We start from the raw sequence: 26,835 nt of genomic DNA on the forward strand, positions 1-26,835 counted from the left end.
TTTCTTAGGCGGAGAGCAACGACGCGAGTGCAGGAACCTGCAACTGGCCATCGGCGAGAAGGGCATCCTGCAGCTTGCGCAAGATGACAATGGTTTTTGTTTCGTCGAGCTGTACGTCGTCGTAGGTCACCGCGGTGCCCTGGGCAACGTCACGAATGAGCGTGCCCGCCGATGCGAGACCGATAGGCAGTTCGCGCCCGGCCTTAGCCTCGGCTGCCGGAACAGCATCGCCGTAGACGTGCTCGCCACCGATACCGTCGATCTTCTCGCCGACCTTGAGGTCACGCTTGGCCATGGCCGAAACATCGGCGTTCCAGGCGATCGGAGCAAGCGACGGCTGGCGGTCGATCATGACCTCACCAATCGAGAGCACTGCCTCGACGCTCGCGAGGTGGTACGGGCGGTAGAACGCGAAGTAGGGGCCCTCGCCGAGCTTGAGGTAGCTGAGCTCCTCATGAACAACGGGGTCGGTTGCCTTGGCCACAACGAACACTCCGGGAGCAACCGGGCCAGTGGCGTAGTCAACAACACCGCTGCGGTCGAGAATTCCGCCGTCTTCGATGGGCTTGAAGATGTCCTGCAGGGTCGGCACTGTTGCGGCCGGTCCGTGCATCGAACGCTTCGTGAGCTCGAGGTCTGCCGCGTTAGCGAGGGCAGCCATCTCGATCATCGTCTTGGTTCCGTCGACGAAGCTGCACAGCATCCGCGGGTTCATGCCCTTGGCTTTTGCTTCTGCTTCGAGGCTGCTGGGGGTAGCGGTTTCGTTGAGGGGGTTGTTCTTGCCCTTACCGGCGAGAACAACGTCGAGACCGATGTCTTCGACGTACTCGACGAGCTTGAGGCACTCAACCGGCTCGTCGCCGCGGCAGACCGTGTAGATGTTGCCGGTCTGCGCTGCGATGCGAGCCAGGAGGAGACCGACGGTGACGTCTGCTTCCACCGTCATGAGGGCGACGTCCTTGCCGCCGAGCAGCGATGCCAGCGCGACCTTGGCGGCGATCTCGGGAACGCCCGAGCACTCGATAACCATGTCGATGGGGAGCTTGGGGAGCGTCAGAGCGTCGTTGACGACAACGTGGCCGCCCGCTTCGATCGTGGCGGCGAGAGTGTCAAGATCGGCCGACTGGTCGACGTCGGTGATGCCGGCGTTGGCGAGAGCGCTTACGGCACGGTCGATCGCGATGTCGGCGACGGCGGTGATGTCGACGCCCTTTTGACGTGCGATCTGGGCGATGAAGCCGGAGCCCATCTGGCCTGCTCCCACGAGTCCGATGCGGACGGGACGACCGACCTCACGCTGACGCGCAAGCAGTTTGTTTGTGTAACCCATGACTACCCCTTTGAAACCACGTTATATGCACTTATGTGCGTTAGTTAATCAAGTATGTGTATTTAGTATGCCCCGATAGGAACGACGATGCAATGCCGGATGCCTAAGCACCCGAACATGCACGGTCGCTACTTGCGGGCTGCCGCTGCGACGTTGCGCTTGTACGTGACCCAGTACTGCTTGGTCGCATAGTCCACGGCTGCGGTCATCATCTTTTCCTTCGTGCGAAGCACGGCGGTATCAAGATCACCGATCAGCTCGGGCCGCGGCTTGAAGTGCGCCATCACGGTGCTGCCCACCATGGCCTCAGCGGCCACGATGCGCGACGTTGATGCGTCGACGACGAGAAGCACGATCGCTCCCCGGAGGAAGTTCTTGCCTCGTCCGGAGACGAGGAAGTGGTCTTTGACGCCGAGGAAGCTGGTTCCCAGGCGCTTGGTTGCACGTGAGTACGTGCGCTGTTGAAGAAGGCTGAATACAACGCTCAGAACGAGCGCTGCCATCAGCAGCAATGCGAAGCCGGTGTCCATGTCAACTACCTTCGATGAGCTCAATGGTGACGCCCGCGTTGGGCAACGAGAGTGTGCCCTTCGCGTGAATGGCGCCGGGGAGAACTTTCTGGCTGTCTTCTGGGTCGCTGTAGACCACGAAGTGGCCAAGCGTGCGGAGGTTGTGTCCGGCAATTTCGCCGACCTCCGTAATGGTGACTTCAGAGTCCCCCACCCGCAGCACGTCTCCCGGCTGGGGGTCGCGCTGCGGGTGGTGGTGCGCGACAGTGTGGACCACGCTTACCTCAGCCAGTTCGGTGGGGCAGGGTTCTCCGAAGAAGATCACCACTCCTCCTTCGAACATTTCGGTGGCGTCCGTTCCGATGGACGTGACCTCGCTGCGGTAGTAGGTAGTCATTGCTGTCTCGCTTTTCTCTGCTGTTACGTGTGGTGGTTGTGCTGGTTAGATCAGTGCGAAGCTTGCGCCCCACGCGATCAAGACTGCCAGCGGCGATGTGATCAGGCGAGAGAAGAGTACAGCGGGAACGCCCACTGCGACCGTCTCCGGCTTGGCTTCTCCGAGGGCAAGACCCACGGGAACGAAGTCACAACCAACCTGACCGTTGATGGCGAACAGCGTCGGCAGTGCGTACTGCACGGGCAGAGCGCCAGCGGCGATCTGTGTACCCATGAGTACACCGACGACCTGAGCGATAGCCGCACCCGGTCCCAGGATGGGCGACAGGAACGGTAGTCCCGTGATCACCCCAAGGAGGATGAGGCCGATCGGGTTCGAGGCCAGCGGAGTCACTGCCTGCGCAATGAGGTCCGACAGTCCCGAGTAGGTGACGAAACCGATCAAGAGGCTCACGTACGCCATGAACGGGAGGATCGTCTGCAGCACGAGCTGAACTGTCTGGCGACCAGACGACAGGAGCGTGTTGATGATGTTTCCGATGACCGAACCAAAGCGTGTAGCGATGTTCGAGAAGAATCCGATGAAACCGCCACCGGTTGTGGTCTCGGCCGTGAAGTGCGTCACGTTGCTTGTACCGAACGCTCCCGACGGTGCGGGGCTGCCAATTGCGGCTTCGGATGCTGCAGCCGCTTCAGCAGCGTGAGTTGCGAACGCTGCTGAGCCTCCGGCCAGTTCAACATCTTCGGTTCCTACTGCGGAGACGAAGACATCGTCGGTGATGTACTTCGCGAGGGGGCCCGATGGCTCCCCCGGGAAGACATCCACTGTCATCATGCGCTTCTTGGGGTAAACGCCGATGCGAGCGGTTCCACCACAGTTGATCACGACAGCGACAACGCGCTCTTCGGGAATGCTGTTGGTGAAGCCATCCACAGCTTCTGCGCCAGTCAGTTCAGCGATGCGAGCGGCAACCGGGTGGATTCCGCCACCGGTAACCGAGAGAACGACGTTCTTGGTCTCGCTGGGCTCGAGCAGGAGACCCTTGCCCCAGCCGCCGTTGCCGGGCTTGACGAATACTTTGTTGTAGGTGTTCTCAGTCATGATCACACCGTCCCTTCAGTGGCAACCGAGGATCCGGTTTTCTTGGTCGACTTTGCCTCGATGAAGCGTTCACTGGCCAAAGCAAATTCGCGGTCGTACTCGTCGAAGACGGCGGTCAGACCCTGACGACGGATGAGCAGGTTCGTGATCCATTCGGTGACGATGCCACGAATGAAGATGACGACGATGCCGGTTCCGAAGTACAGCAGCGCGAGCAGCGGGTACTTTTCAGGAGCGATGGAGAGCACTCCAGCCGAGACACCAGCCCAGACGAAGATCTCGCCAGCGTTAGCGTGCGGGAAGAAGGCCGTTACGGGGTGCACAAACGATACTGCTGAGTCGTAGAACGCCGGCTTCTGTCGTTCGGGTAGATAGATGCCGAAGGAGTACGCCATCGGGTTGGTCAACACAATGACCGCGATGATGGGCATGAGCGTGTAGCGAGTGATGGCCCAACGAGCTGACCACTGCACCGCACGAGTCATGCGCGCTTCGCCCACCCAGGTGGTGATCGCGTACATGAACGTGAGGAGCACGATCAGTGTCGGCAGGATGCCGGTAGCCAAACCGACAAGGGCTTCGCCCGAAGCGTTGAAGAGGCCGATGAAGTGCGTTGCACCCCACGTAAGGGCCTGAATGAACGGGTTGTCGCTGGCCGGCACTGGCGGCGAATCAGCCGCCCAGATTATCGTGTCCAGAACAGATTGCATCTCACACCTTTCTCCAGCCGCAACTTCGTTGTCGGCGCCTGTCAGGGCCGGCGGCGTAGACGTGAGGTGCGTGTCCCCATCGACCCTGGTACTGCATTTGCACATATGTGAGCATTGGGCTCACAGTCGTGTAATAACAGGTATAGCAGTCCGACAAGCAATGAACCAAGGCAGAACCGAAAAAAAATACCGCTCAGATTCTGTCCGAGGGCGCGACAGTGCGCCCCATACCGCTAGAACTCGCGCAACGAGGCTCGAAAAACGACGACAAAGCGACGTGACCCAGAAAGAGTCCAGCGCCAGGGGTGATGCGGGAAGCTAGCCCTTGCTGTGTGCCGCTTCGGCGACGGTGCGCACGTGCACGAGCGCTGTAGCGATCGCCGCCATTCCTTCGCCGCGGCCCGTAAAGCCGAGAGCATCGGATGTCGTGCCAGCGATACTCACCGAAGCACCAAGGATTCCACTGAGGAACTCCTCTGCCTCAACGCGGCGGCGCGACACCATCGGGTGATTGCCAATGAGCTGAACGGAAACGTTGCCGACCTCGAAACCCGCATCCCGAAGGAGGAAGAGAGTTTCACGCAGGAACACATCACCGTGAGCGTCTTCGAATTTGGGATCGCTCGTGCCGAAGACGCTGCCGAGGTCACCGAGCTTTGCTGCGGACAACATTGCGTCGCAGATTGCGTGTGCAACGACGTCACCATCGCTGTGACCGCGAAGGCCGACCTCGTCTGGCCAGTGAAGACCCGCAAGCCAGAGCGGCTTGGTCTCGTCGTAGGCGTGCACATCGGTGCCCGTGCCGACCCGGATGCCGGTGGCCGCGGATTCGGTGAACAGCTGTTCGGCGCGACGAAGCTCCCACGCCGTGGTGATCTTGAACGCGAGAGGGTCGCCAGCAATGATCGAGACGGGATACCCGGCGGCGGCTACCAGCGCTGAATCATCGGTGTGCTCTTCTTGAGCAGCGGCGTGCGACGCGACGAGCTGGTCGCGGGGAAAGCCCTGTGGGGTCTGGACGGCCATGAGCACCGAGCGATCAACGGTCTCAACAATCAGGCCGCTGTCATCCGTGCGCTTGATGGTGTCAGCAACCGGCAGGCCGGGAACAACGCCAGCGCCGGAGCTGCGAACTTCAGCAGCAACAGAGTCGAAGACAACGCTCGGGGTCAACGGGCGCGCGGCATCGTGCACGAGAACAACATCGACGCTGGGCTCGAGGAAGTCGAGCGCGGCTGCCACGGACTCTTGGCGAGTAGCGCCACCGACAATAATCGTTGGCTCGTGGTCGCGACCGCCCGGAACCGAGCGCGCAAGCTGCTTGGCGATGGGAGCGTACGACTTAGGCACCGTGATGATGACTTGAATCGGATCGACCATGGCGAACACGGATTCAAGAGCACGGCTCAGGGTCGGACGGCCAGCGAGATGAACGAAAGCTTTTGGCTCGTTGCGGCCGAGGCGGGTACCGTTTCCGGCGCCGAGCAGGATTACTGCAATGCGCGGAGCATTCTGTTGAGTCATAGGGGGCGGGTATCTCCAAATCGATGGGCGAGGAAATACTCCTCCGCCAGAAAGACGTAGCGAATCAGCCTACCCATGCTCACCTGTGAATACGGCCAGCTATTCGAGGCTTAGGAAGCCAGAACCTCGTCGAGAACCAGCGATGCCTTGTCTTCGTCAGTCTTCTCAGCAAGAGCGAGCTCGGAGATAAGAATCTGACGTGCCTTGGCAAGCATGCGCTTCTCGCCGGCTGAAAGCCCGCGGTCTTGGTCACGGCGCCACAGGTCGCGAACAACTTCGGAAACCTTGATGACATCGCCAGAAGCAAGCTTCTCCAGGTTGGCCTTATAGCGGCGCGACCAGTTGGTGGGCTCTTCAGTAAACGGCGCGCGGAGCACTTCGAATACTGCGTCGAGTCCCTCGCGACCGATAACGTCGCGAACACCCACGAGATCAACATTCTCTGCAGGCACTTCGATGGTGAGATCACCCTGGGTTACATTGAGCTTTAGATAAACTTTCTCTTCACCCTTGATGGTGCGCTTCTTAACCTCGGTGATGGTTGCAGCACCGTGGTGGGGATAAACGACTGTCTCGCCGACCTCAAACAACATGAATAGTGGTCCTCTCGAAGAAAACCCAGTTTATCACAGTAAACACATGGTAAGGCTTGCCTAAGTAAACCCCTCGGCTCGGCTATCTATAGTATGGATCTGTGACAGTACGCACTCGCGCAGCACGCGCTGCAGCCTCCGCCCTTATTGCCGGCGCTCTCCTAGTGGGCACCGCCGGTTGTTCGTTCATCACGCCTACGGCGACATTGAACCACTATGACCCCAGCGACGGCATCGGAGCCGAGGTTGGCGACGTCAAGGTGCGCAACGTTCTTGCCATCAGCAACGACGACAACAGCGCTGTAAGCCTCATGATCACGGTCGTCAACACGACCACCACGAGCGGCAGCCTGCGCCTTCAGTACGAATCGGCCGACGGTGAGCGCATCGACATCTCGAAGCCGATCACCTCCAACGCAGTCAAGACCTACGGCACCGAGGTAGACGGCGACACGATCGTCATCACCGATGCCGGCGTCAAGGCTGGCGCGCTTTTCCCGATCTACATGCAGTTCGGCGACGAGGGCGGCCAAGAACTTCTCGTTCCGGTCATCTCCGGCGACAACCCGATCTACAGCGACCTCGCTCCGGCAAGCGCGCTCGGCGAATAGCCCACACTAGCGTTCGTTCGCCCCAGCGACACAGAGGGGCGCCTAGCGGTGCACACCGGCTCAGCGAGTCCGGCATGCACCCCCGCTGATCTCTAGTCTTCGAAGCGGTACCCGAGACCGCGAACCGTCACGAGCATCGTCGGCTGAGACGGCGTCTTCTCGATCTTCGAGCGGATGCGCTTAATGTGCACATCAAGCGTCTTCGTGTCGCCGAAGTAATCAGCACCCCACACTCGATCGATCAACTGGCCGCGCGTCAGTACGCGACCGCCGTTGCGCAACAAGAGCTCGAGCAGTTCAAATTCCTTCAGGGGCATAGTGACATCCTTGCCATCCACCGACACCGTGTGGCGCTCGACATCCATGCGAACTCCCCCGGCTTCAAGAACCGAATCGGTGTCGTCGATGTCTTCCGCACGACGGCGAGAAACGGCACGGATGCGGGCCAAGAGCTCGCGGCTCGAATACGGCTTCGTTACGTAGTCGTCCGCTCCCAGCTCGAGACCGACCACGATATCCACTTCGCTGTCTTTGGCCGTGAGCATGATGATCGGAACGCTGGAACGCGTGCGAATCTCGCGACAAACCTCAGTGCCGGCAAGTCCAGGCAACATGAGGTCGAGCAGGATCAGATCGGCACCATTGCGGTCGAATTCCGCGAGGCCGGCAAGTCCATCTTCGGCGATGGTTGTTTCGTAGCCTTCGCGCTCAAGAAGAAACGCAAGGGGCTCGCTCAACGACGGTTCGTCCTCGACGATCAAAATGCGAGTCATTGTTTTTCTCCTGTTGCGTTGATTACGTCGGGATCGATCTCGGGTAGTCGAATCGTGAAAGTTGAACCGTGGCCAAGCTGCGACCACACACGGATGTCGCCACCGTGGTTCTGCACAACGTGTTTAGCGATGCTGAGGCCAAGCCCACTACCGCCCGTGTGCCTGCTGCGGGCGGGGTCACTGCGATAGAAGCGTTCGAAGACACGGTCGAGTTCCTCTTCCGGAATTCCGACGCCCTGGTCAGTGACGGAAATTTCGACGGCACCGTCACGGTGCCTTACCCCAATGCCGACTCGAGTGTTCTCGGGCGAGTACTGCACGGCGTTAGAGATGAGGTTGTCGAGGGCGAGCACAAGGAGGGTTTCATCGCCGAACGTCTCGAACCCGGTCAGCCCGCCACTCACGAGCGTGACCTTGTTGAACTCCGCCACCGCACGGTTCTGATCGATCGCGATTGACACGACGGTGTCGATGTCGACAGGAGCCGCCTTGGCAAGCCCGTCCGCAGACTGCAGTCGTGAAAGTTCGATGATCTCTTGCGTGATGCGAGCGAGACGATGCGACTCCTTGGTGAGCCGTTTTGCGAATCGCTTCACTTGATCCGGTTCATCAGAAGCGCTCACGAGCGCTTCCGCCAGCAATCCAACAGCGCCGATCGGGGTCTTCAGCTCGTGGCTGATGTTGGCGACGAAGTCGCGCCGTACCTCGTCCAGTCGGTACGACTCGGTGCGATCTTCGGCCAACAGTAAAACGTATCGCGTGCCCAAGCGAGCAACACGAACGAAAAGATAAATGTTCGCGTCGCCGAAGGGGCCACGAGAAACGTGAACTTCTTGCGCAATGGGCACCCCAGTGCGGCGAACCTGGTCGACGAACTCCACAAGCTCGGGATGAACGAGCGCGTGATTCCAGACGAGACCGTAGGTCAGCGCCGCATTAGACGCCTTCATGATGTTGTTCGACGGATCGAGCACGATACCCGCGGATTCGAGCGCATCAATGACCTGATCGACGCCATCCGGCACCGCAGAAGACACCACGTGGGCAGCCCGCTGACCGCGTTTAGCGGCCGCATAAATGATGAAGGACATACCGCTGCCAAGAAATACCCCGAAAGCGAGGGCGGCCGGCACGAGCCACGCAGAGTCCATAGCCACTAGGTTAGTTACATCTGAGGCGTTCACTTGCCGCAAGTTCGCGACGGGGGCTCACTTCAGATAAAGTTCAGGCCGCCAACACCTGCTGTTAACCTGACGCGGGCAGGGTGGCCTAAGCCGTGCGGGCTTCGTCATGCCCGTATCGAAGGGACGTAGATAGCGTGCGCGAAGTATTTCAACAAGAACTACGCGAGGTGCAAGATCGCCTCGTGGAAATTGCCAGCCTGGTGGCGGTGTCGATCGACAACGCCACAAAAGCATTTAATGAGTCGGATGTATCACTGGCAGAAACAGTGATCGCAGACGACGACCAGATTGATGCGGCGGCAGCCGAACTCGATGAGCTTGCGATCAATATCCTCGCTCGTCAACAACCAGTCGCCCGCGACTTGAGGATTGTAGTGAGCGCCCTGCGCATCAGCGCTTCACTCGAGCGCATGGGTGACATGGCTGAGCACATTGCTCAGCTTGCGCGTTACCGCTTCCCCGACAAGGTTGTGCCGAAGTCGCTGCGAGGAACCTTCGCAGAACTCGGTGCACTCGATGTCGCGGTCGCCAACAAGCTGGTCGAGCTGCTCAAGCATGAAGACGTGCGCGTTGCTGAAGAGATTCGCAACGACGACGACAAGATCGACGCGCTGCACTTGAGCGTATTCGACAAGGTGCTCGGTGAGACGTGGAAGGGCGCAGCGGTTGATACCGTCGATGCCACTCTGGCGTCTCGCTACCACGAGCGCTTCGCAGACCACGCGGTCTCCATCGCCAAGAAGGTTCAGTACCTTGCTACCGGCGACTGGGTTCCGACAGACGACTAACCCCGTCACTCCGCGACAAAGCCCCGACGAGATTCGTTCTCGTCGGGGCTTTGTGCGTTAAGCGTGCGTGGGGCTGAAGGCTACTTTTTGCCCTGCGACGCAACAGCGGCAGCACCGGCTGCTGCTGCTTCGGGGTCGAGGTAGTAGGCCGGCTTGATCGGCATGAAGTTGTCGTCGAGTTCGTACACCAACGGGATACCGGTCGGGATGTTGAGGCTCGCGATGTCGTCATCCGAGATGCCATCGAGGTGCTTTACGAGCGCGCGCAGCGAGTTGCCGTGGGCGGTGACGAGCACGGTCTTGCCTGCGGCGAGGTCCTTGGTGATGTCCGACTCCCAGTAGGGCAACATGCGGTCGATCACGAGCTTGAGGCTCTCGGTGCGAGGGATCTCACCGTCGATGCCGACGTAGCGGCGGTCGTGAACCTGACTGTACTCAGCATCGTCGTCGAGCGGGGGCGGCGGTACATCAAAGCTACGACGCCAGGTCATGAACTTCTCTTCGCCAAACTCTTCGAGAGTCTGCGCCTTGTCTTTACCCTGCAGAGCGCCGTAGTGGCGTTCATTGAGTCGCCATGAGCGCTTCACGGGCAGCCAGTCGAGGTCAGCAACCTGCAACGCGATGTTTGCGGTGTGGATCGCACGCTTCAACAGCGAGGTGTACTGAACGTCAGGCTGCTTGTCGAACGCGGCGATGAGCTCGCCTGCGCGGTTCGCTTCGGTGCGGCCTTGATCGGTGAGCCCGACATCCACCCATCCGGTGAAGAGGTTCTTTTGGTTCCATTCGGAGTTGCCGTGGCGCAACAAAATCAGGGTGTGAGTCATACCTCAAGAGTACCGAGAACAGCGACGTTACGTGCATCCATGACAGGTCACTCGCAATGAACGTTCAGAGTCGCCTGGACTGTGGACAGCGAATGGATGGTGCTAGCCGCGAGTGACGGCTCCGAGCCGAGGCAGGCGCGGCACGTTGGCTTCGGCACCCGCGTCAGGCGGAACGATCACTTCTTGCGCTGCGGCGATCTCACCGATGTCGGAGGCAACAGCCAGAGTCTCCGCGGCATTCACTCCCCGTTTGATCACGGCGAGAGCGATGGGTCCCAGCTCAAAGTGTCGTGCGGAAGCGGTGACGCTGCCGACAGTCTTTTCGCCCAGTTTCACTTCGGCACCCGGTTCGGGCAGTGCGCCCTCAGAGCCGTCGAGGTGCAGCATCACAAGGCGACGAGGCGGGTGCCCAAGGTTGTGCACCTTGGCCACTGTCTCTTGCCCGCGGTAGCACCCCTTGTTGAGGTGCACGGCGGAGCGCATCCAGTCGAGTTCGTGCGGGATAGTACGGTCGTCGACTTCGGAGCTGTAGCCCGGGCGCCAGGCAGCAATGCGGAGTGCGTCGACGGCGAGCGATCCTGCGGCGGCGAAACCGCTGAGGTCGGCGTCGGCTGCGACGAGTGATTCACGGTAGTTCCAGGTGGCAGCCGGGTGCGCATCAGTTGTGGAGTACTGGTGCCCGCCACGAGTCACAGTTGCCCACGGATCGTGCCAGTCAAGTGCGGTGTCGCGCGAGACGGCAACGGGAAGCTCAAGCGAGGTACCGAAACTGCCAATCGTCATGAAGTCGTCGCTGCGGTCGGCAATTTCGACGCGCAGCATGAAGCGCATGCGATCGAACCAGGCGGCGAGCGCCTCGCGTTGCGAACCGTCGACAAGCAACCAGACGGTCTCGCCGTCGTCGACAAGGCGCATGGCGTGCTCAACGCGACCGTTGGGGTTCAACAACAGCGTTTCGGCGCTCTCTCCGGGCTGAAGCCCCTTGAGCGACTGTGTCGTCAGAGAGTCGAGCCACGTGAGCCGGTCGGGACCGGTGATCGTGATGACTGCGCGGTCGGCAAGCTCGACAATGGAACGCCCCTCGACAAGAGCGCGTTGCTCGCCAAACGGGTTTCCGTAATGCTCGGGAGGGGTTCCGACCGCGCCGGGCCGAGCCGCAAAGGAATTATTCGACACGAGCGAGTCTTCCTGAAGCGTGCGTGCGGAGATCTTGGCCGAGCGCGGCAATATCCCACGCCCAGAGCAAGTGGCCTTCCACGAGGCCGTACATGCGAGTAGCTGCCGTGTACTCTTTGGCGCTTTCGGTGCGCATCACGGCGTCGGTAGCCAGATCGATGCGTGGCCCTTTCACTTCGCCGATATAAAACTCGTTGATGCCACTTGGATGCACGATCGACACTTCGATTTCGAAGCCGCCGTCGGCTGTGCGCAGCGTTTCGACGTCGTCAGCCGTGCCGTAGGGGCGTTCGCCGATCGCGGGCAACAGGCCGGGACCGGGGTCTCCCTCGGTGGCGGGACGGCGAAGTCGCCAGTACCCGGTTTCGGTGACGTGCGGAGTTTGCTTGTCGTCAAGCAACCACGTGTACGAGTTGTAGTTGAGGTGCGGAAGACCGTCGTGAGTGAAGCTGATGCGCTGCCCAAATTCGACGCTGCGTGACTCTTCGCCGAACTTATAGTCGACGATGCCAGTGCCTTCCCACAGTCCAACGAGCCACGAAAGTGGCGCGAGTTCAGCGGGGCCGGAGGTGTCTAGCTCAATCACGATGCGGCGCGGTTAGCGCTGGCCGCGAAAGAGGTTGTAGACAACGACAACCGACACGTAGCCGATTGACAGCGTCGCGAGACCGAGAAGGCCGACGAAGAAGAGCTCAAGTGCGAGAAGCATGTACTAATCCTATCCCTGTGCAGCCGAACCGCACTAAATCAGAGCGAAAATCGCGGTAGCGGCCGCGACGATGACAAGCGCGCCAACCATGCTGGCGGTGGCTCGCGCCACGAATCCCTCTTTGCGGTGAATTATCAACTGGATAACGAAAGTAAGAATGACGCAGGCCGCCAGCACGATCGCCAGCCACGTCACCCGCAGCTCCGGTGCCTCGAAGACACCAATAATGACGGCACCGATAAGACTTAATGCCCATACGGGCACGACGCTCCACTTTTGCCAAGTCATGCTCCCCATCGTATCGACGAATGGGCGAAGCCGGGCCCCGTCAAGGGAGAGCGCGAGCACGCGCTAGAATTTCTTTCACGCAGTGGGGAGGCCATATGGCACACATCTTGATGCTTAGCTCTGCGCCCGACGTTGAACCGCTCCCAGCCCTGGGATTGCTCAGCCATACGGTGGAGGTAGTCGTTGCTGCGCCTGCAACTCTTGTTGCCGCCCCAACGACAGACCTCATCATGGTCGACGCGACCACAAATCTTGCGGCAGCCAAAGGGCTGTGCAACGTGCTCAATTCCAGCGGAATTGCGGTTCCGTTGTTCGCCATTGTCACCGACGGCGGCCTGGCGGCAGTCAATCACCAGTGGCACATCGACGATTTCCTCGTTGCAGGTGCCGGACCAGCCGAAGTGGATGCTCGCATCCGGTTGGCACTGGCCCGCCGCGAAGGTGAGAGTTCCGCCTCGAAGATTCGAGCATCCGGAATCGTCATCGACGAAGCCAGCTACTCGGCGAAGGCGCGCGACCGCTCTCTCGACCTCACCTTCAAAGAGTTCGAATTGCTGCGCTTCTTGGCCTCACACCCCTCGCATGTTTTCACGCGTGAGCAGCTCTTGAGCGAAGTCTGGGGTTACGACTACTTCGGTGGAACCCGCACGGTAGACGTGCACGTGCGTCGCTTGCGCGCCAAGCTCGGGGATCTCGAATCGCTCATCGGCACCGTACGCAACGTTGGTTACTGCTTCAATATCGCGGAAGAGACAGAAAAAGCCCCCGCCGTAGATGTAGTTACTAGCTCCACCGCCGACCTCGATCAGCAAAGTATCGCTGTCTAGCAAAGCGCTATCAACTGCCTCCCAGTGTGGGCGGAGTTAATCAGTTGTTCATCACTCAGTGGCAGGATGAGGGGATGGACAACGAGACCGCGATCGTCGACCCGAGCTCTGCAACGGACTCGCTTGACGAGTACGACAATGACGAGTCGTCGAGTGTTGATGATGGAACACTGATTTACGATCGCTACCTTGATCGGGAATTGAGCTGGCTAGCCTTCAACCAGCGCGTGCTCGAACTAGCCGAAGACGAGTCTCTGCCCCTGCTCGAACGCGCCAACTTCTTGGCCATCTTTGCGAGCAACCTCGATGAGTTTTTCATGGTGCGCGTTGCTGGCCTCAAGCGCCGTATCGACACCGGGCTTGCCGTGCCAAGCAACACCGGCCGGGCGCCGGCAGAGGTTCTCGAAGAACTGAGTGCTGCCGCCCACGCCCTGCAAGAGCGCCACGCTGCCGAGTTTCGCAACAGTGTGAAGCCTGCACTGGATTCCGAGGGCATCCATATCGAAACGTGGGCCGATCTCGGGCCGGAAGACCGCGAGCGCGTTCACGACATCTTCTCCAATCAGATTTTTCCCGTGCTGATGCCGCTAGCCGTCGACCCCGCGCATCCGTTCCCCTACATTTCGGGGCTCTCGCTCAACCTGTCGATTCGAGTGCGTAACCCGAAGACCCAAAAAGAAGAGTTCGCGCGCCTGAAAGTGCCGAGCGTTCTGCCGCGCTTCATCCAATTGCCGGATGATGGCAGCGACCAGCTGCGCTACATCCCGCTCGAAGATCTGATCTCCAATCACCTGGGCGCCCTGTTCCCCGGTATGGAGATTCTGGCGCACCACGAGTTTCGCGTTACCCGCAACGAAGATGTCAACGTTGACGAAGATGAGTCGGAGAACCTCATCAAGTCGCTCGAGAAGCAGATTCTCAACCGTCGCTTTGGGCCGCCCATCCGGCTCGAAATCACCGACGACATGGATGACGTCACGCTCGGCTTGCTCGTTCGCGAGCTCAAGATCACCGAGCAAGAGGTCTATCGCCTTCCGGCACCACTGAATCTCAGCGGACTCTTTCAGCTCGCCGGCATCGACCGACCCAAGCTGAAGTATCCGCGCCACGTGCCGATCACGAGTCGCAGCCTCATGCCGACCGAGGGCAATGAGCGGGCGGATATCTTCCGAGCGATCGCACGCAAAGACATCCTGCTGCACCACCCCTATGAGTCGTTCTCCACGAGTGTTCAGGCGTTCCTCGAGCAGGCCGCCGCTGACCCCAACGTGCTGGCCATCAAGCAGACGCTGTATCGCACGAGTGGTGACAGCCCCATCGTCGAGGCACTCATTGACGCCGCTGAGGCCGGGAAAGCAGTTCTGGCACTTGTCGAGATCAAGGCCCGCTTCGACGAGACCGCGAACATCTCGTGGGCTCGCAAGCTCGAGAAAGCCGGAGTGCACGTCGTGTACGGACTCGTCGGCCTCAAAACCCACTGCAAGCTAGCGCTCGTGGTGCGCCAAGAAGAGGGCAAGCTTCGTCACTACGCCCACATCGGCACGGGAAACTACAACCCGAAGACCAGCCGCCTCTATGAAGACCTGGGGCTGCTCACGGCCGACGATCAAGTCGGAAAAGACCTCACGAGACTCTTCAACGAGCTCTCGGGGTACGCGATCGAAAAGAAGTTCAAGCGGCTTCTGGTGGCTCCGCGCCATCTGCGCAAGGGCCTCATCAAGCAGATTGAGAACGAAGCCGCCAACGCTCGCGAAGGCCTGCCATCAGGCATCCGTATCAAATTGAACTCGATGGTGGATGAGGCGATCATTGACGCGCTCTACCGGGCGAGCAATGCTGGCGTTCCGATCGACATCGTGGTGCGCGGGATTTGTTCCCTGCGGGCGGGAGTTCCCGGCCTCAGCGAAAACATTCGGGTGCGCTCGGTCCTCGGTCGCTACTTGGAGCACTCGCGAGTATTTGCGTTCCACAACAGCGGAGACCCTCAGGTGTACATCGGCAGTTCTGACATGATGCACCGCAACCTCGACCGTCGCGTTGAAGCCCTTGTGCGCATCGTCGAACCCGACGACATCGCTGAACTCGAGTACATGTTCGACCTCGCCGTCGACGAAGAGACCTCCTCGTGGTGGCTCGATGCGGCAGGCGATTGGGTGCGCCACGGCCGTTCAGAGACCGGTGAACCCCTCAATGACATGCAGAATGTTCTTATGAAGCGAATAACGCAGCGCAAACGAGGAGGGTCTCGCCGGTGAGCGCCGCGAACACTCCGGTCCTCGCCGCAGGCATAGTCTGCTGGCGCGTTGTCGACGGCAAACCGCGAGTGCTGCTCGTGCATCGCACCGTTCACAAGGACGTCTCGCTGCCCAAGGGCAAGCTCGACCCTGGTGAGATGCTGCCGGAGACCGCTGTGCGCGAGATCTTCGAAGAGACCGGGTTAACCGTCGATCTCGGGGTGCCACTCGGCGACGTGCACTACACACTCGCTAACGGCCGCGACAAGTATGTGCACTACTGGGCTGCCGAAGTGAACGACCACATTCTTGAGCGCGCCAAGTTCACCCCCAACGGCGAAATCTCCTCGCTCGAATGGTTATCGCTGGCAAAAGCACGCAAAAAGGTCAGCTACACGCACGACATTGACATTCTCGATCGCTTCGCGGCCGTCTACGACGCCGGTAACGCGCGCACCTTTGCGATGATCGCCGTTCGCCACGGCAAAGCCGTTCCCGGGGAAACCTGGGACGGACCGGATGCCACCCGCCCGCTCATGCACCGCGGAACAGACCAGGCTGCCGCCATCGCCGGGAGCATTGCTGCTTTCGCCCCCAACCGCATCCTGAGCAGCACCGCAGCGCGCTGCCTCGCCACAATCACCCCGCTCGCGCAACGCACCGAACTCGAAATCAAAGCGACCGATGATCTGAGCCAAGACGCCTACGCGAGCAACGGCAAAGCGGTGACCGCCCTCGTCGCCAAGCGACTCAAGAAGCAGCAGACGGCCGTGATGTGTAGTCACGGGCCCGTATTGCCACAGATCGTGGGGGCGCTCGCCGAAGCCGCCCAGGCAAAGCCCGACTCCCAGTTGCGCGCAGCGGCCCTGCTCAATACCGGTGATTTTTCGGTGCTGCACTTCGCCCGCGATGCCAAAAAACCGCGCCTCGTAGCGGTGGAGACCCACGAGTCCTAAGTCAAGCCTGCCCACCCTGCAGGCCATCAAGGTTGCCGGGCGGTGAATTACTAGGGAATTCGCGAGACAATGACGTGCACGTCATTTTCTCGAAGGGACCCCAGTGAAGTTCACCCGCCTCGGCACCGTCAGCATCATCGCGATGACCAGCGCACTCGCGCTCACCGGGTGTGTACCCACCGACCTTAGCGACGCGTCTGGCCCCTCCGGCACCATCATCGGCGCCGGCGCCTCGTCACAGCAGGCAGCGCAAGAGGCATGGGTTCGGGGTTTCCAGCTCGCCAACGTGGCGGCAACGGTCGAATACGACCCCATCGGCTCCGGAGGAGGACGCGACACCTTCATTGGTGGTGGCGCAGTGTTTGCGGCATCCGACCGCGCATTCAAGGTCGAAGAAATCGCCGAAGCCGACTTCGTTTCGTGCGTGCCCGGCACCGGCATCCTTGAAATCCCTGCCTATATTTCACCGATCGCCATCATCTTCAACCTCGAGGGGATCGCCTCGCTCAACCTCGACGCCGAGACCATCGCTGGCATCTTTACGGGCGAGATCGATCAGTGGGATGACGCGGCCATTGCCGAGCAAAATCCCACCGTTGAGCTGCCCAGCCTGAACATCACCGCCGTACACCGCGCCGATGACTCGGGCACCACCGCCAACTTCACCGACTACCTCTCTGGCGCAGCACCCGACGCCTGGACGGTTGGCTCAATCGAGAAATGGCCGCTCGAGTACGGCGGTGAAGCGGCACCGCAAACATCCGGTGTCGTGGATGCTGTCACCAACGGAACGGGAACGATTGGCTACGCCGATGCCTCGCGCGCCGGTGACCTCGGCACCGTCGCCGTGAAGGTCGGTGACGAGTACGTCTCCTACTCGGCAGAAGCCGCCGCAGCGATTGTCGATGTCTCGCCGTTTGGGGAAGGCCGTGGCGACACAGACTTTGCGGTCGACATTGACCGAGCATCCACCGCCAGCGGCGTGTACCCGGTTGTGCTCATCAGCTACCTCATCGCCTGCAACGAATATGCTTCCACCGACCGGCTGGATGTCATTAAGGGCTACTTGAACTACGTGATCAGTCCCGAAGGTCAGCAGGCTGCTGCCGCGTCTGCCGGTTCGGCCCCCATCTCGGACTCGCTCTACGAGAAAGCGTTGGCCGCCGTAGCCGCGATGAAGTAATTTACAGCTCCTCCCCGTCGTCATCCCCGCGAAACCGGGGCTCACCCTTCTCATGTTGATTCGGCGTTTACCTCCCGTTTACCTAACCGGGCGAAGGTGGCTACCTGCCGTGCCTAAGTTTTCTATTTGGGTCGCACCGACCTGAAACCTGTAATCAACATTCCGAAGGGAAAACTGTGAACTTCAAGCGTCTTGGCACCATCGGTGCCATTGCTATCGCAGGCACGATCCTCCTCTCCTCCTGCGCAACAGCAGCCGAAGACGGCAGCAGCGATGAGAACATGTCCGACCTCACTGGCACCCTCGTTGGCGCCGGAGCTTCGTCGCAGCAGTCAGCCCAGGAGGCCTGGGTTGCTGGATTCCAGACGGCCAACGAAAACGTCACTGTTGAGTACGACCCCATCGGTTCTGGTGGAGGACGCGACACGTTCATCGGTGGCGGAAGCCAGTTCGCTGGATCCGACCGCGCATTCAGCGCCGAAGAAATCGCTGAAGACAACTTCGCATCTTGCGTACCCGGCACCGGCATCCTCGAGATCCCGGCCTACATCTCCCCCATCGCGATCATCTTCAACATCGACGGCATTGACTCGCTCAACCTCGACGCTGACACGATCGCCGGCATCTTCACGGGTGAAATCACCAACTGGAGCGACGATGCAATCGTCTCCCAGAACGATGGCGTAGACCTCCCCGACCTCGGCATCACCGCAGTTCACCGCGCTGATGACTCGGGAACGACCGCGAACTTCACCGACTACCTGTCGGCTGCAGCTTCGTCGGTCTGGACCGTCGGATCGATCGAAGCCTGGCCAACCGAGTTCGGTGGCGAGGGTGCTCCTCAGACCTCTGGTCTCGTTGACGCAGTAACCAACGGAACCGGAACCATCGGCTACGCCGACGCATCGCGCGCCGGTGACCTCGGAATCGTTGCTGTCAAGGTCGGCGACGAGTACGTGCCGTACTCGCCTGAAGCTGCAGCAGCAATCGTTGACGCCTCGCCCTTCGCAGCAGACCGCGGCGAGACCGACTTCGCTGTAGAGATCGACCGCGCCTCCGACGCATCGGGTGTCTACCCGGTCGTCCTGATCAGCTACCTCATCGGTTGCAACGAGTACGCATCAAGCGACAACGTTGACCTGGTGAAGGCCTACATGTCCTACATCATTAGCGACGAAGGCCAGGCAACTGCCGCAGAGTCCGCTGGTTCAGCTCCGATCTCCTCGACGCTGTTCGAGAAGGCTCAGGCTGCAGTAGACGCCATCAAGTAACACCTCGAGTCTGCTTCGACCCCGTTGCTACTGGCAGCGGGGTCGGGCAGACTTTGCACTGGGCCCGGCGCACCGCGCAGTCCCCGTGAGCACCACGCAGTACAGATCACGCACTAAGCCAAGCCAGGGATAAGGGATACTCGACACATGACCTCGACTGCGGCCGCCCGTATTCGCGCGAAACAGCGCCCCGGAGACCGCCTCTTCTCAGGTACGGCCCTCACCGCTGGCGCGCTCATCCTCGCGATTCTCGCCGCCGTCGCTGCCTTCCTCGTCATCCAGGGAGTTCCCGGAATCACCGCGGATCCCGAGAAGACGACGCTCCTTGAAGGAACGAACTTCTGGGCGTATGTCGGCCCGCTCGTCTTCGGAACGCTCTGGTCAGCTGGCCTCGCCCTCATCATGGCCGTACCGATCGCCATCGGCATCGCGCTCTTCATCTCGCACTACGCGCCGCGCCCGCTGGCAGCAACCCTCGGCTACATCATCGACTTGCTTGCCGCAGTGCCCTCCGTAGTCTTCGGCCTCTGGGGCGGCAACGTTCTCGCCGTCGGCGTGCAGCCCGCCTACGCGTGGCTTGCCGATAACCTCAGCTGGATCCCCTTCTTCGCCGGCCCCGCCTCTGGCACCGGCCGCACCATCCTCACCGCTTCCATCGTGCTCGCCGTCATGATCCTGCCGATCATCACCGCCATCTGTCGCGAAGTCTTTCTCCAGACCCCCGTGCTGCACGAAGAAGCTGCACTCGCCCTCGGCGCTACGCGCTGGGAAATGATCAAAATCGCGGTGCTCCCCTTCGGTCGCGCCGGCATCGTCTCCGGAGCAATGCTCGGCCTCGGTCGGGCCCTCGGCGAAACCATGGCTGTTGCGATGGTGCTGTCGGCCTCCAACGTCATCACCTTCAACGTGATCAGCTCGACTAACCCGTCGACAATCGCCGCCAACATCGCACTGAGCTTCCCCGAGGCCTACGGACTCAATGTGAACGTACTGATCGCAACAGGCCTGATCCTGTTCGCCATCACGCTGATCGTCAACACGATCGCGCGCTACATCGTCAACCGCCGCAAGGAATTCTCGGGAGCGAACTGATGACTACCACCACACCCGCGCGCCCCATCGAGAACGCCTACGCCGCCGGGCAACTGCCCCGCTGGGCTCCCCTGCTCATCCTGATCAGCAGCCTTGCCACTTTCGTCATCATCTTCCTGTTCGTTCAAGCAGGCCAGGATGCAGCCGAATTCAACGTCGTCGGCGCCGTGCTTTTGGGCGTCGTTCTCTACGGCGTCGTTCTCGTGACCGTCTCACGGCTCGTTGAAGGCCACCGTCGCGCCACAGACCGCCTTGTGACGACTCTGGTTACGCTCGCGTTCGTTATCGCGCTCCTGCCGCTCATCTCGCTGCTGTACACCGTGGCGATCAACGGCGCTGCCCGCTTCGACCTCGACTTCTTCACCCTCTCGCTGCGTAACGTCGTCGGCGAAGGTGGCGGTGCGGCCCACGCCATCATCGGCACCCTGCAAATGACGCTCGCTGCAAGCATCATCTCGGTGCCCATCGGGCTCATGACCTCGATCTACCTCGTCGAATACGGGCGCGGTCGTCTTGCCCAAGCGATCACCTTCTTCGTGGATGTCATGACCGGTATCCCCTCGATCGTCGCCGGTCTCTTCGCCTACTCCCTCATCGTGATCTTCTTCGGCCCCGGCGTTCGCGTCGGAATCGCCGGAGCAGTCGCCCTGTCGGTGCTCATGATCCCCGTGGTCGTGCGCTCGAGCGAAGAAATGCTGCGACTCGTGCCCAACGAACTGCGTGAGGCTGCGTTTGCACTCGGCGTGCCCAAGTGGCTGACCATTCTGAAGGTTGTGCTGCCGACATCCATCGCCGGAATCACGACCGGTGTGATGCTCTCCATCGCCCGCGTCATCGGTGAAACCGCCCCGCTGCTGGTTGCCGCTGGCTTCACCAACAACTTCAACTACTCGCTGTTCAGCGACCGGATGCAGAGCTTGCCCGTATTCGTGTACAGCTCCTACATTTCTCAGGGCACCGACGCCCAGGCCTACATCGATCGGGCGTGGGCTGGAGCACTCACCCTCATCCTGATCGTGATGGCACTGAACCTCCTGGCACGCATCATCGCCAAGATCTTCGCCCCCAAGACCGGTCGATAACCGAAGGAACCCCCACTCGTGTCTAAGCGCATCGAAGTCAATGACCTCAACGTCTACTACAGCAAGTTTCGCGCTGTAGAAGGTGTGTCACTCACCATTGAGCCCCGCACCGTCACCGCCTTCATCGGCCCGTCTGGTTGCGGTAAATCAACGTTCCTGCGCACCCTGAACCGTATGCACGAGGTGATCCCCGGTGCGTACGTTGAGGGTGAAGTGCTCATTGACGGCAACAACCTCTACGCGCCCGGTGTTGACCCCGTCAGCGTTCGCCGCCAAGTGGGCATGGTCTTCCAGCGCCCCAACCCGTTCCCCACGATGTCGATTCGCGACAACGTGATTGCTGGGGTGAAGCTCAACAACTCCCGCATGAGCAAGAGTGACGCCGACGACCTCGTCGAGCAGTCCCTCATCGGGGCGAACCTGTGGCAAGAAGTTAAAGAACGCCTCGACAAGCCAGGATCAGGACTTTCTGGTGGACAGCAGCAACGACTCTGCATCGCGCGCGCCATCGCCGTCAAGCCCGACGTAGTACTGATGGATGAGCCGTGTTCGGCCCTCGACCCCATCTCGACCCTGGCCATTGAAGACCTCATCGAGGAACTCAAGCAGGACTACACGATCGTGATCGTGACCCACAACATGCAGCAGGCCGCCCGAGTCTCTGACCGCACCGCATTCTTCAACATCGCGGGCACCGGCCAGCCAGGCAAGCTCATCGAATACGACGACACCACCACCATCTTCTCGAACCCCAGCATCCAAGCAACCGAAGACTACGTCTCGGGCAAGTTCGGCTAACGAGCCACCTAAGCACAACAGAACAGCCCCCGCGCCAGCTGGCCGGGGGCTGTTCTCGTTGTCTGCTCGCACGCTCTAAAAGAGGGTGTCTCCGATGTAGCCACCCTGCTGACAGCCGGGCGGAATAGCAAAGACCGCAGACCCGACGGGCGTTGTCCACGTGTTGAGCAAGTCAAGCGTGTCGAGAGCCTTCTGCACGGGAACGAACTGCTTATCGACATCCGCTTGGAATGCGGCGAACAGCAGCCCCGAGTTCGAGACGCTCTCGGCGCCCGTCAGCACCGTGTCGTCGTAGTTGTAGCCACGACGGAACATCTTGTTTGCTGCCTCGTTCTCTTTCGCCCGGCGAACATGGGCGAAGGCGGGAATGACAGGGAAGCCCAGTCTGTCTTTGGCCTCCAAGTCGGGTTCGTCGCCCTCAACGGTGCCAGTGAGGGGCGCACCGGTGTCGAGGGTGCGACCGATCGTCTCCTCGCGGCCGAGGCGGTCGATCTTGTCCCAGCCATCGAGATCCATGGCGATACGGCGCAACACGAAACTCGTGCCACCCTCCAGCCACGAAGGAACGTCGGTGCTCCACACAGCGTCACTGAACTCGGTGGTGCCAGGCGAAGGATTTCCGGTGCCATCGAGCTGACCAAACAGATTGCGCATCGTGGCGGCGGGATTCTCGGCTCCCGCCGCGCGACGGAAGCCGCTCTGCGACCACCGCGGCAGCGCAAAGCTCCGAGCATCCTTGAGCAGCATTCGCGCAGCGTGAGTGACCGTCAGAGGGTCATTGGCAGCGATCTGGATGAGGAGATCGCCATCACAGTACGCCGGATCGAGCTGGTCAATACCGAAGGCGGGAAGCGGGCGCAGCCACTCGGGAGCAGCTTTGCCTGCCAGCTCGACAACGCGAGGTCCAAATCCGAAGGTGACCGTGAGCTGCGCCGGGATGACGGCGAGCTCAGGCTCGGAGTCCGCCAACGCGGGCTGGCCTGCCGTGAGGCGAGCCGCGTCATCCGTCACGACGCTCATGAGGCGACGCAACCCAGCAGCGTCGATATCGTCGCGTAGATCGAGCGCGATAAAGACGGCGTTGGACTGGGCTGGCGTTTCGATGCCAGCCTGGTGCACCCCATAAAACGGCACAGCACCTTCAAAGGCCTCCTGCGGGGTGAAACCCGCAGTCGTGGCATCGCCAGAGCTCGTCGGTGCGACCGAACCCGAAGTGCCACCAACGATGCTCACTCCGGCTGCTGTTGCCGCGCCGACGCCCGCCGCAGCGGCACCGCCCCAGAGGAGGTGCCGCCGCGAGAGCCGACGCGAAGTGTCAGGCTCTACTGGTTCAGACAATTATTCGTCCATCTCCATGTCATCGTGGTCCGTGTCGCCGTTGTCCATGTCCATCTCGTCGTCGCCCTCGTAGTTCTCGTTGGCGCCGGAGTAGTCCTTGGCCGGAGCCGTGAACTCAAGCGTGCTGCCATCATCGAGCGTGAGGGTGACAGTGACGTCATCTCCCGCAAGAATCGGGTCAGTAACGCCCATGATCATGATGTGGTTTCCGCCGGGCTCAAGCATGAGCATTCCGCCCGCCGGAATGGTGAAGCCACCCTCGATCGGCTGCATGACCATGTCGCCCGATTCGTTCTCCAGCGTCTCGTGGAGTTCCGTCATATCTGAGGCACTCGTGGTCGCCGACACGATCGTGATGTCGTGATCGGTGGGGTTTTCAACCATGCCGAACGCGGCCGTCATGCCGCTGTCGATTGCCTTGACCCACGTGTCGGACGTCGTGAGAGTAGTGGCGCTCGACTCCATGCTGTCGTCGCCATCGGTGGATGCTGTGGTCGAGCATCCGGCGAGAGCAAGTGCCCCTGCCGCGAGAACGGCGATGAGGCTAAAGGTGTTTTTGGTGCGGATCATTTCTGTATTACTTCTTTCGTCTAATCCAGAACCATCGCGCTGCGATGACTCCGGCAAAAAGGACGATGCCGCTGCCGGCACCGATGAGGCTGGTAACAACGAGCGGACTCATGCCCGTTGTCGAGTTGTCTGTTGCTGAGGCTGCGGTGTCTTCTTGCTCCGAGGCTTCTTCTTCGAGGCCGAAAGTTGCCCCCGGCGTCTCCTGACCAACCGCGAATTCAAAACTGCCCGAAATCGGGTGGCCATCGCTCGACACCACACGCCACCGCACCTGATAACTGCCCTCGGGCATGTCAGGCAGCAGAGGCTGGATGGCGGTGCGATCTGTCACCTGCATGGGTCCACTGACCCAGTCGGTGCCGTCGGCATCCACCACCATGGCAAGTTGCGTGATGTCCATGAGCTCGCCCGTAAATTCGAGAGTGATCTCGCTCGGGGCAACCTCAAGCACTTCGTTCTCATTCGGTATTTGCCCAATGATTTGATCGTGGGCAAAAGCCGTCTGAGGCATCGCGAATACGAGCAGAGCAGCAAGAGCCACTCCCCCGACTACGCGCGCATAAGTACGCACAAACGTCATCTGAGTTGTCAGCTTTCCGTTGTTATCGCGGAGGCACACACAGCCCATCAGGGGCGTGCGCGCAACCGCACAGGGGCGGCACGAAGCCGCCACACTGCAGAGAAGGTTAGGAGAAGACCGCGCTGACGGTCGGTGGCCCTCTGCGGCTCATAACGGAACGTAATAACTGAAGCGTTGCCACAAACTCGTCGCGGCAGACGGCGTTAGCAACAACCGTGCGACGGATAACAACCGGAACAACCTGTGTCGAGAACAAGTGACGAAGGTGGCGGCCAGCACTCGCGGCAATCGAACTGAGAGCGGTCACGCCCTGACGCAGCGCCACAATCGTGATGATGCCGGCAACAATGTGCCCTGCGGTCATTGCCCCCGCACCGTGCGAGCCATGGTTAATCGACCCAGCGAGGACCGTGAACGCGAGGTCGTGGTGTCCGCTGGACTGAGCCACGACGTTGCCCGGATTGCCGATAACCGCGAAGACGGTGTGGAAGAGCGTTTGAGCAATCGTGACCGCCACGGCGACGCGCGGGAGCGACATCCGCTTTCCGATGAGCGGAATGCTGATGAGCGCCGCGAACGTAAGAGCGAGAACGAGAGCAACCCAGCTGGGCATGCTGCCGCCACCAAAAACGTGAGCGGCTGCGGCAACAAAGACCGAGAAGGCAGCGACGATCAGCGCCCGGAGAACTTGGGTTCCCCTGCCGATCATGATTGCTCCTCTGAGTGCGACAGTTCGCGAGTGACGCGAGCCAGCTGCGTGGGCGAGCCAGCCTGCGTTAGCGACTCAGCAACAGTTTACGCGCTCTCGAAGACAACGATGGGATCGGTGGTTGGTGCATCCGAGCCGCCCTGAGGTTCGATCGTGACACCGATAATATCGCCGGCACCCATCTCGCCATCAAGCACGCGCCAGGTGGGACCATCGTCAGCGGCATCCATGAGACCCGCCGGCCGAGCGCCAGAGTCATCGATGTACCAGAGTTCGTAAACCTGATCAGCGGGCAGCGCTTCAAGACCATCCACAATCACTGCGGATGATGCGAGTTCACTCGACCACACGAAGGTAGCCGTCGCGCCGCCCGTAACAGTCGAAACCAGCCGCTGCGAATCACTCGCCGCATTAATTGCCGCAAGCTGGTCAGCCTGCTGCGACGCAAAAGTGGACTGCTCAATGCTTGAGCGACCGATGGAATCAGCCACCACCCCACCCGCAACAATGAGCGCCACTGCGGCAGCCACTGCGGCGAGCGCCGTAGCCGGACGAGTGAACCAGCGGGCCTGAGCCTTGGTCTCCGCGGGAGTTGCCGGGGCAGCAGGCGCGGTGCTTGACTGCTCCGCCGAGTCGTCAGCCGCGAGCGCAGCCGAAGCCGCCAACGGCGTGACGTGTGCGAGTGGCGCGGATGCGGCATCCACACTGTTGGCGTCGCTTTCTGCAACAACGTCGGCTTCGCGCGGCAACTGTGGAGTCTGCGCAATCAGCGCCATGAGGTTGTTCTTGAGCGCGGGCGGCGGCGTGACCGGGTCAACGGCCAGGCCGAGCGCTACTGCTGTGTCAGAGAGTTCAGTGGTTTCGGTGCGAGTTTCGCTGGACGAGGCCAGGTGCTTCTCGAATGCTTCGCGTTCTTCTGGGCTTAACGCGTTTAGGGCGTAGGCGCCAGATTGGGCGGCGAAGTCGTCGTTGCGGTCGTTCATGATGCCACCCCCATTTCGTCGCGTAAGCGGATCATTCCATCACGTAGTCGGGTTTTGACAGTGCCGACAGGAACCTTGAGCATGGTCGCCACCTCACTGTGGCTGTAGCCGCCGTAATACGCAAGGGAAACAGCTTGGCGCTGGAGTTCAGTCAGTCGGGACATGGCCTTCTCTACCCTTTCGTGTTCGAGTCGGACTTCTATGGTTTCTGAAACGTGATCGTAGTCCGGGTTGTGATCACGGATGCCGATGCGTACGTCACGGTCGCGAGACGACTGTGATGCACGCACACGGTCAACAGTTCGGCGGTGAGCCATGGTGAGAATCCAGCTGACCGCGGCACCCCGGTTCGAATCGAAACGGGTTGCGGTTTGCCAGATCTCTAAGAAGATTTCTTGCGTCACTTCTTCGGACTGCGAATGGTCACGCAGGAGCCTCTTGACGAGTCCAAAGACTCGGGGAGCCATCTGGTCGTAGAGCTCGCTAAAAGCGGCTTGATCACCGGTGGAGACACGCTCGAGTAGGTCTTGCGGGCTTGTGGCGGGCACGCCGGGTTCTTCGGGCTTTACGCCGACATCAGCTTCACGAGGCATAAGGACAAGCATGACAGGTTCCTGTGCTCCTTCATCGCAGTTTTCGGGTTCAGCAGCGAATCTTCAGTCAGTGGATGCGGGCCGACAATGGCTTGTGTCGGT

At 60.7% G+C, this 26,835-nt stretch carries 29 protein-coding genes; 10 read left to right on the top strand and 19 right to left on the bottom strand.

Features of this window, described 5'->3' with window-relative positions:
• Positions 1-4: 4 nt before the first annotated feature.
• The 7 genes from I6E81_RS05210 to I6E81_RS05240 all read right to left on the bottom strand — a co-directional run bounded on the left by I6E81_RS05210 (position 5) and on the right by I6E81_RS05240 (position 6,164).
• Positions 5-1,330 carry an NAD(P)H-dependent oxidoreductase gene (locus I6E81_RS05210; RefSeq protein ID WP_197106305.1) on the bottom strand — a complete coding sequence of 442 codons (1,326 nt, stop codon included), beginning with the start codon at positions 1,328-1,330 and terminating at the stop codon, positions 5-7.
• A gap of 128 nt (positions 1,331-1,458) precedes the next feature.
• Positions 1,459-1,860 (bottom strand): transcriptional regulator GutM, encoded by a 402-nt coding sequence (locus tag I6E81_RS05215; RefSeq protein ID WP_197106306.1) that lies wholly within the window; start codon positions 1,858-1,860, stop codon positions 1,459-1,461.
• Between the two features lies 1 nt (position 1,861).
• A complete protein-coding gene (locus I6E81_RS05220; RefSeq protein ID WP_197106307.1) occupies positions 1,862-2,236 on the bottom strand; it encodes a PTS glucitol/sorbitol transporter subunit IIA in 375 nt (124 codons plus the stop codon).
• A gap of 45 nt (positions 2,237-2,281) precedes the next feature.
• Positions 2,282-3,337 carry a PTS glucitol/sorbitol transporter subunit IIB gene (locus I6E81_RS05225; protein WP_197106308.1) on the bottom strand — a complete coding sequence of 352 codons (1,056 nt, stop codon included), beginning with the start codon at positions 3,335-3,337 and terminating at the stop codon, positions 2,282-2,284.
• A 2-nt stretch (positions 3,338-3,339) separates the two neighbouring features.
• On the bottom strand, positions 3,340-4,047 hold the full coding sequence (locus I6E81_RS05230) for a PTS glucitol/sorbitol transporter subunit IIC (protein ID WP_197106309.1): 708 nt from the start codon (positions 4,045-4,047) through the stop codon (positions 3,340-3,342).
• Between the two features lie 318 nt (positions 4,048-4,365).
• Positions 4,366-5,571: a 2-C-methyl-D-erythritol 4-phosphate cytidylyltransferase gene (gene ispD, locus I6E81_RS05235; RefSeq protein ID WP_197106310.1), complete on the bottom strand. Its 1,206-nt coding sequence runs from the start codon at positions 5,569-5,571 to the stop codon at positions 4,366-4,368.
• A gap of 110 nt (positions 5,572-5,681) precedes the next feature.
• Positions 5,682-6,164, bottom strand: a complete 483-nt coding sequence (locus I6E81_RS05240; RefSeq protein ID WP_129072070.1) for a CarD family transcriptional regulator — start codon at positions 6,162-6,164, stop codon at positions 5,682-5,684.
• 101 nt (positions 6,165-6,265) lie between these two features.
• Here I6E81_RS05240 and I6E81_RS05245 point away from each other — a divergent pair, with 101 nt between their 5' ends.
• Positions 6,266-6,775: a hypothetical protein gene (locus tag I6E81_RS05245; RefSeq protein WP_197106311.1), complete on the top strand. Its 510-nt coding sequence runs from the start codon at positions 6,266-6,268 to the stop codon at positions 6,773-6,775.
• 92 nt (positions 6,776-6,867) lie between these two features.
• Here I6E81_RS05245 and I6E81_RS05250 read toward each other — a convergent pair whose 3' ends face one another.
• Complete coding sequence (locus I6E81_RS05250; RefSeq protein ID WP_197106312.1) at positions 6,868-7,548, bottom strand: response regulator transcription factor; 681 nt, start codon at positions 7,546-7,548, stop codon at positions 6,868-6,870.
• Positions 7,545-8,699 carry a cell wall metabolism sensor histidine kinase WalK gene (locus I6E81_RS05255; RefSeq protein WP_197106313.1) on the bottom strand — a complete coding sequence of 385 codons (1,155 nt, stop codon included), beginning with the start codon at positions 8,697-8,699 and terminating at the stop codon, positions 7,545-7,547. The genes I6E81_RS05250 and I6E81_RS05255 overlap by 4 nt, the downstream gene beginning before the upstream one ends.
• Before the next feature lie 167 nt (positions 8,700-8,866).
• On the opposite strand from I6E81_RS05255, the gene phoU reads away from it, so the two are divergent.
• Positions 8,867-9,520, top strand: a complete 654-nt coding sequence (phoU, locus tag I6E81_RS05260) for a phosphate signaling complex protein PhoU (protein ID WP_197106314.1) — start codon at positions 8,867-8,869, stop codon at positions 9,518-9,520.
• An 80-nt stretch (positions 9,521-9,600) separates the two neighbouring features.
• On the opposite strand, the gene I6E81_RS05265 is transcribed toward phoU, so the two are convergent.
• The 4 genes from I6E81_RS05265 to I6E81_RS05280 all read right to left on the bottom strand — a co-directional run bounded on the left by I6E81_RS05265 (position 9,601) and on the right by I6E81_RS05280 (position 12,517).
• Positions 9,601-10,344, bottom strand: coding sequence for a phosphoglyceromutase (locus tag I6E81_RS05265; protein ID WP_197106315.1), 744 nt, complete (start codon positions 10,342-10,344; stop codon positions 9,601-9,603).
• 102 nt (positions 10,345-10,446) lie between these two features.
• Positions 10,447-11,520: a folate-binding protein YgfZ gene (locus tag I6E81_RS05270; RefSeq protein WP_197106316.1), complete on the bottom strand. Its 1,074-nt coding sequence runs from the start codon at positions 11,518-11,520 to the stop codon at positions 10,447-10,449.
• On the bottom strand, positions 11,510-12,106 hold the full coding sequence (locus I6E81_RS05275) for an FABP family protein (protein WP_197106317.1): 597 nt from the start codon (positions 12,104-12,106) through the stop codon (positions 11,510-11,512). Before I6E81_RS05275 ends, I6E81_RS05270 begins: the two co-directional genes overlap by 11 nt.
• Positions 12,107-12,262: 156 nt before the next feature.
• Entirely contained in the window at positions 12,263-12,517 is a 255-nt protein-coding gene (locus tag I6E81_RS05280; protein WP_197106318.1) for a hypothetical protein, read from the bottom strand.
• Positions 12,518-12,612: 95 nt separating this feature from the next.
• Here I6E81_RS05280 and I6E81_RS05285 point away from each other — a divergent pair, with 95 nt between their 5' ends.
• The 8 genes from I6E81_RS05285 to pstB all read left to right on the top strand — a co-directional run bounded on the left by I6E81_RS05285 (position 12,613) and on the right by pstB (position 21,960).
• Complete coding sequence (locus I6E81_RS05285) at positions 12,613-13,344, top strand: response regulator transcription factor (protein WP_197106319.1); 732 nt, start codon at positions 12,613-12,615, stop codon at positions 13,342-13,344.
• A gap of 74 nt (positions 13,345-13,418) precedes the next feature.
• Positions 13,419-15,599 carry an RNA degradosome polyphosphate kinase gene (locus I6E81_RS05290; RefSeq protein WP_197106320.1) on the top strand — a complete coding sequence of 727 codons (2,181 nt, stop codon included), beginning with the start codon at positions 13,419-13,421 and terminating at the stop codon, positions 15,597-15,599.
• On the top strand, positions 15,596-16,534 hold the full coding sequence (locus I6E81_RS14610; protein WP_197106321.1) for an NUDIX domain-containing protein: 939 nt from the start codon (positions 15,596-15,598) through the stop codon (positions 16,532-16,534). The genes I6E81_RS05290 and I6E81_RS14610 overlap by 4 nt, the downstream gene beginning before the upstream one ends.
• 103 nt (positions 16,535-16,637) lie before the next feature.
• Complete coding sequence (locus I6E81_RS05300) at positions 16,638-17,717, top strand: phosphate ABC transporter substrate-binding protein PstS (RefSeq protein ID WP_197106322.1); 1,080 nt, start codon at positions 16,638-16,640, stop codon at positions 17,715-17,717.
• A 176-nt stretch (positions 17,718-17,893) separates the two neighbouring features.
• Positions 17,894-18,988: a phosphate ABC transporter substrate-binding protein PstS gene (locus I6E81_RS05305; RefSeq protein ID WP_197106323.1), complete on the top strand. Its 1,095-nt coding sequence runs from the start codon at positions 17,894-17,896 to the stop codon at positions 18,986-18,988.
• A 147-nt stretch (positions 18,989-19,135) separates the two neighbouring features.
• The gene (pstC, locus tag I6E81_RS05310; protein WP_197106324.1) at positions 19,136-20,080 is read left to right on the top strand and encodes a phosphate ABC transporter permease subunit PstC; all 945 of its coding nucleotides are present in this window, start codon (positions 19,136-19,138) and stop codon (positions 20,078-20,080) included.
• Positions 20,080-21,162: a phosphate ABC transporter permease PstA gene (gene pstA / locus I6E81_RS05315; RefSeq protein ID WP_197106325.1), complete on the top strand. Its 1,083-nt coding sequence runs from the start codon at positions 20,080-20,082 to the stop codon at positions 21,160-21,162. Before pstC ends, pstA begins: the two co-directional genes overlap by 1 nt.
• A gap of 18 nt (positions 21,163-21,180) precedes the next feature.
• Positions 21,181-21,960, top strand: coding sequence for a phosphate ABC transporter ATP-binding protein PstB (gene pstB / locus I6E81_RS05320; RefSeq protein ID WP_197106326.1), 780 nt, complete (start codon positions 21,181-21,183; stop codon positions 21,958-21,960).
• Between the two features lie 75 nt (positions 21,961-22,035).
• On the opposite strand, the gene I6E81_RS05325 is transcribed toward pstB, so the two are convergent.
• From I6E81_RS05325 to I6E81_RS05350, 6 genes are all read right to left on the bottom strand, one after another.
• Positions 22,036-23,298, bottom strand: a complete 1,263-nt coding sequence (locus I6E81_RS05325; RefSeq protein ID WP_197106327.1) for a Dyp-type peroxidase — start codon at positions 23,296-23,298, stop codon at positions 22,036-22,038.
• A complete protein-coding gene (locus I6E81_RS05330; RefSeq protein WP_197106328.1) occupies positions 23,299-23,868 on the bottom strand; it encodes a copper chaperone PCu(A)C in 570 nt (189 codons plus the stop codon).
• A 7-nt stretch (positions 23,869-23,875) separates the two neighbouring features.
• A complete protein-coding gene (locus I6E81_RS05335; protein ID WP_197106329.1) occupies positions 23,876-24,448 on the bottom strand; it encodes a copper resistance protein CopC in 573 nt (190 codons plus the stop codon).
• Between the two features lie 106 nt (positions 24,449-24,554).
• The gene (locus I6E81_RS05340) at positions 24,555-25,157 is read right to left on the bottom strand and encodes a hypothetical protein (RefSeq protein ID WP_197106330.1); all 603 of its coding nucleotides are present in this window, start codon (positions 25,155-25,157) and stop codon (positions 24,555-24,557) included.
• 86 nt (positions 25,158-25,243) lie between these two features.
• A complete protein-coding gene (locus tag I6E81_RS05345; RefSeq protein WP_197106331.1) occupies positions 25,244-26,140 on the bottom strand; it encodes an anti-sigma factor in 897 nt (298 codons plus the stop codon).
• Positions 26,137-26,745: a sigma-70 family RNA polymerase sigma factor gene (locus I6E81_RS05350; RefSeq protein ID WP_197106332.1), complete on the bottom strand. Its 609-nt coding sequence runs from the start codon at positions 26,743-26,745 to the stop codon at positions 26,137-26,139. Before I6E81_RS05350 ends, I6E81_RS05345 begins: the two co-directional genes overlap by 4 nt.
• Positions 26,746-26,835: the final 90 nt, after the last annotated feature.

This window comes from Salinibacterium sp. NG22 (assembly GCF_015864925.1).
GTDB lineage: Bacteria > Actinomycetota > Actinomycetes > Actinomycetales > Microbacteriaceae > Rhodoglobus.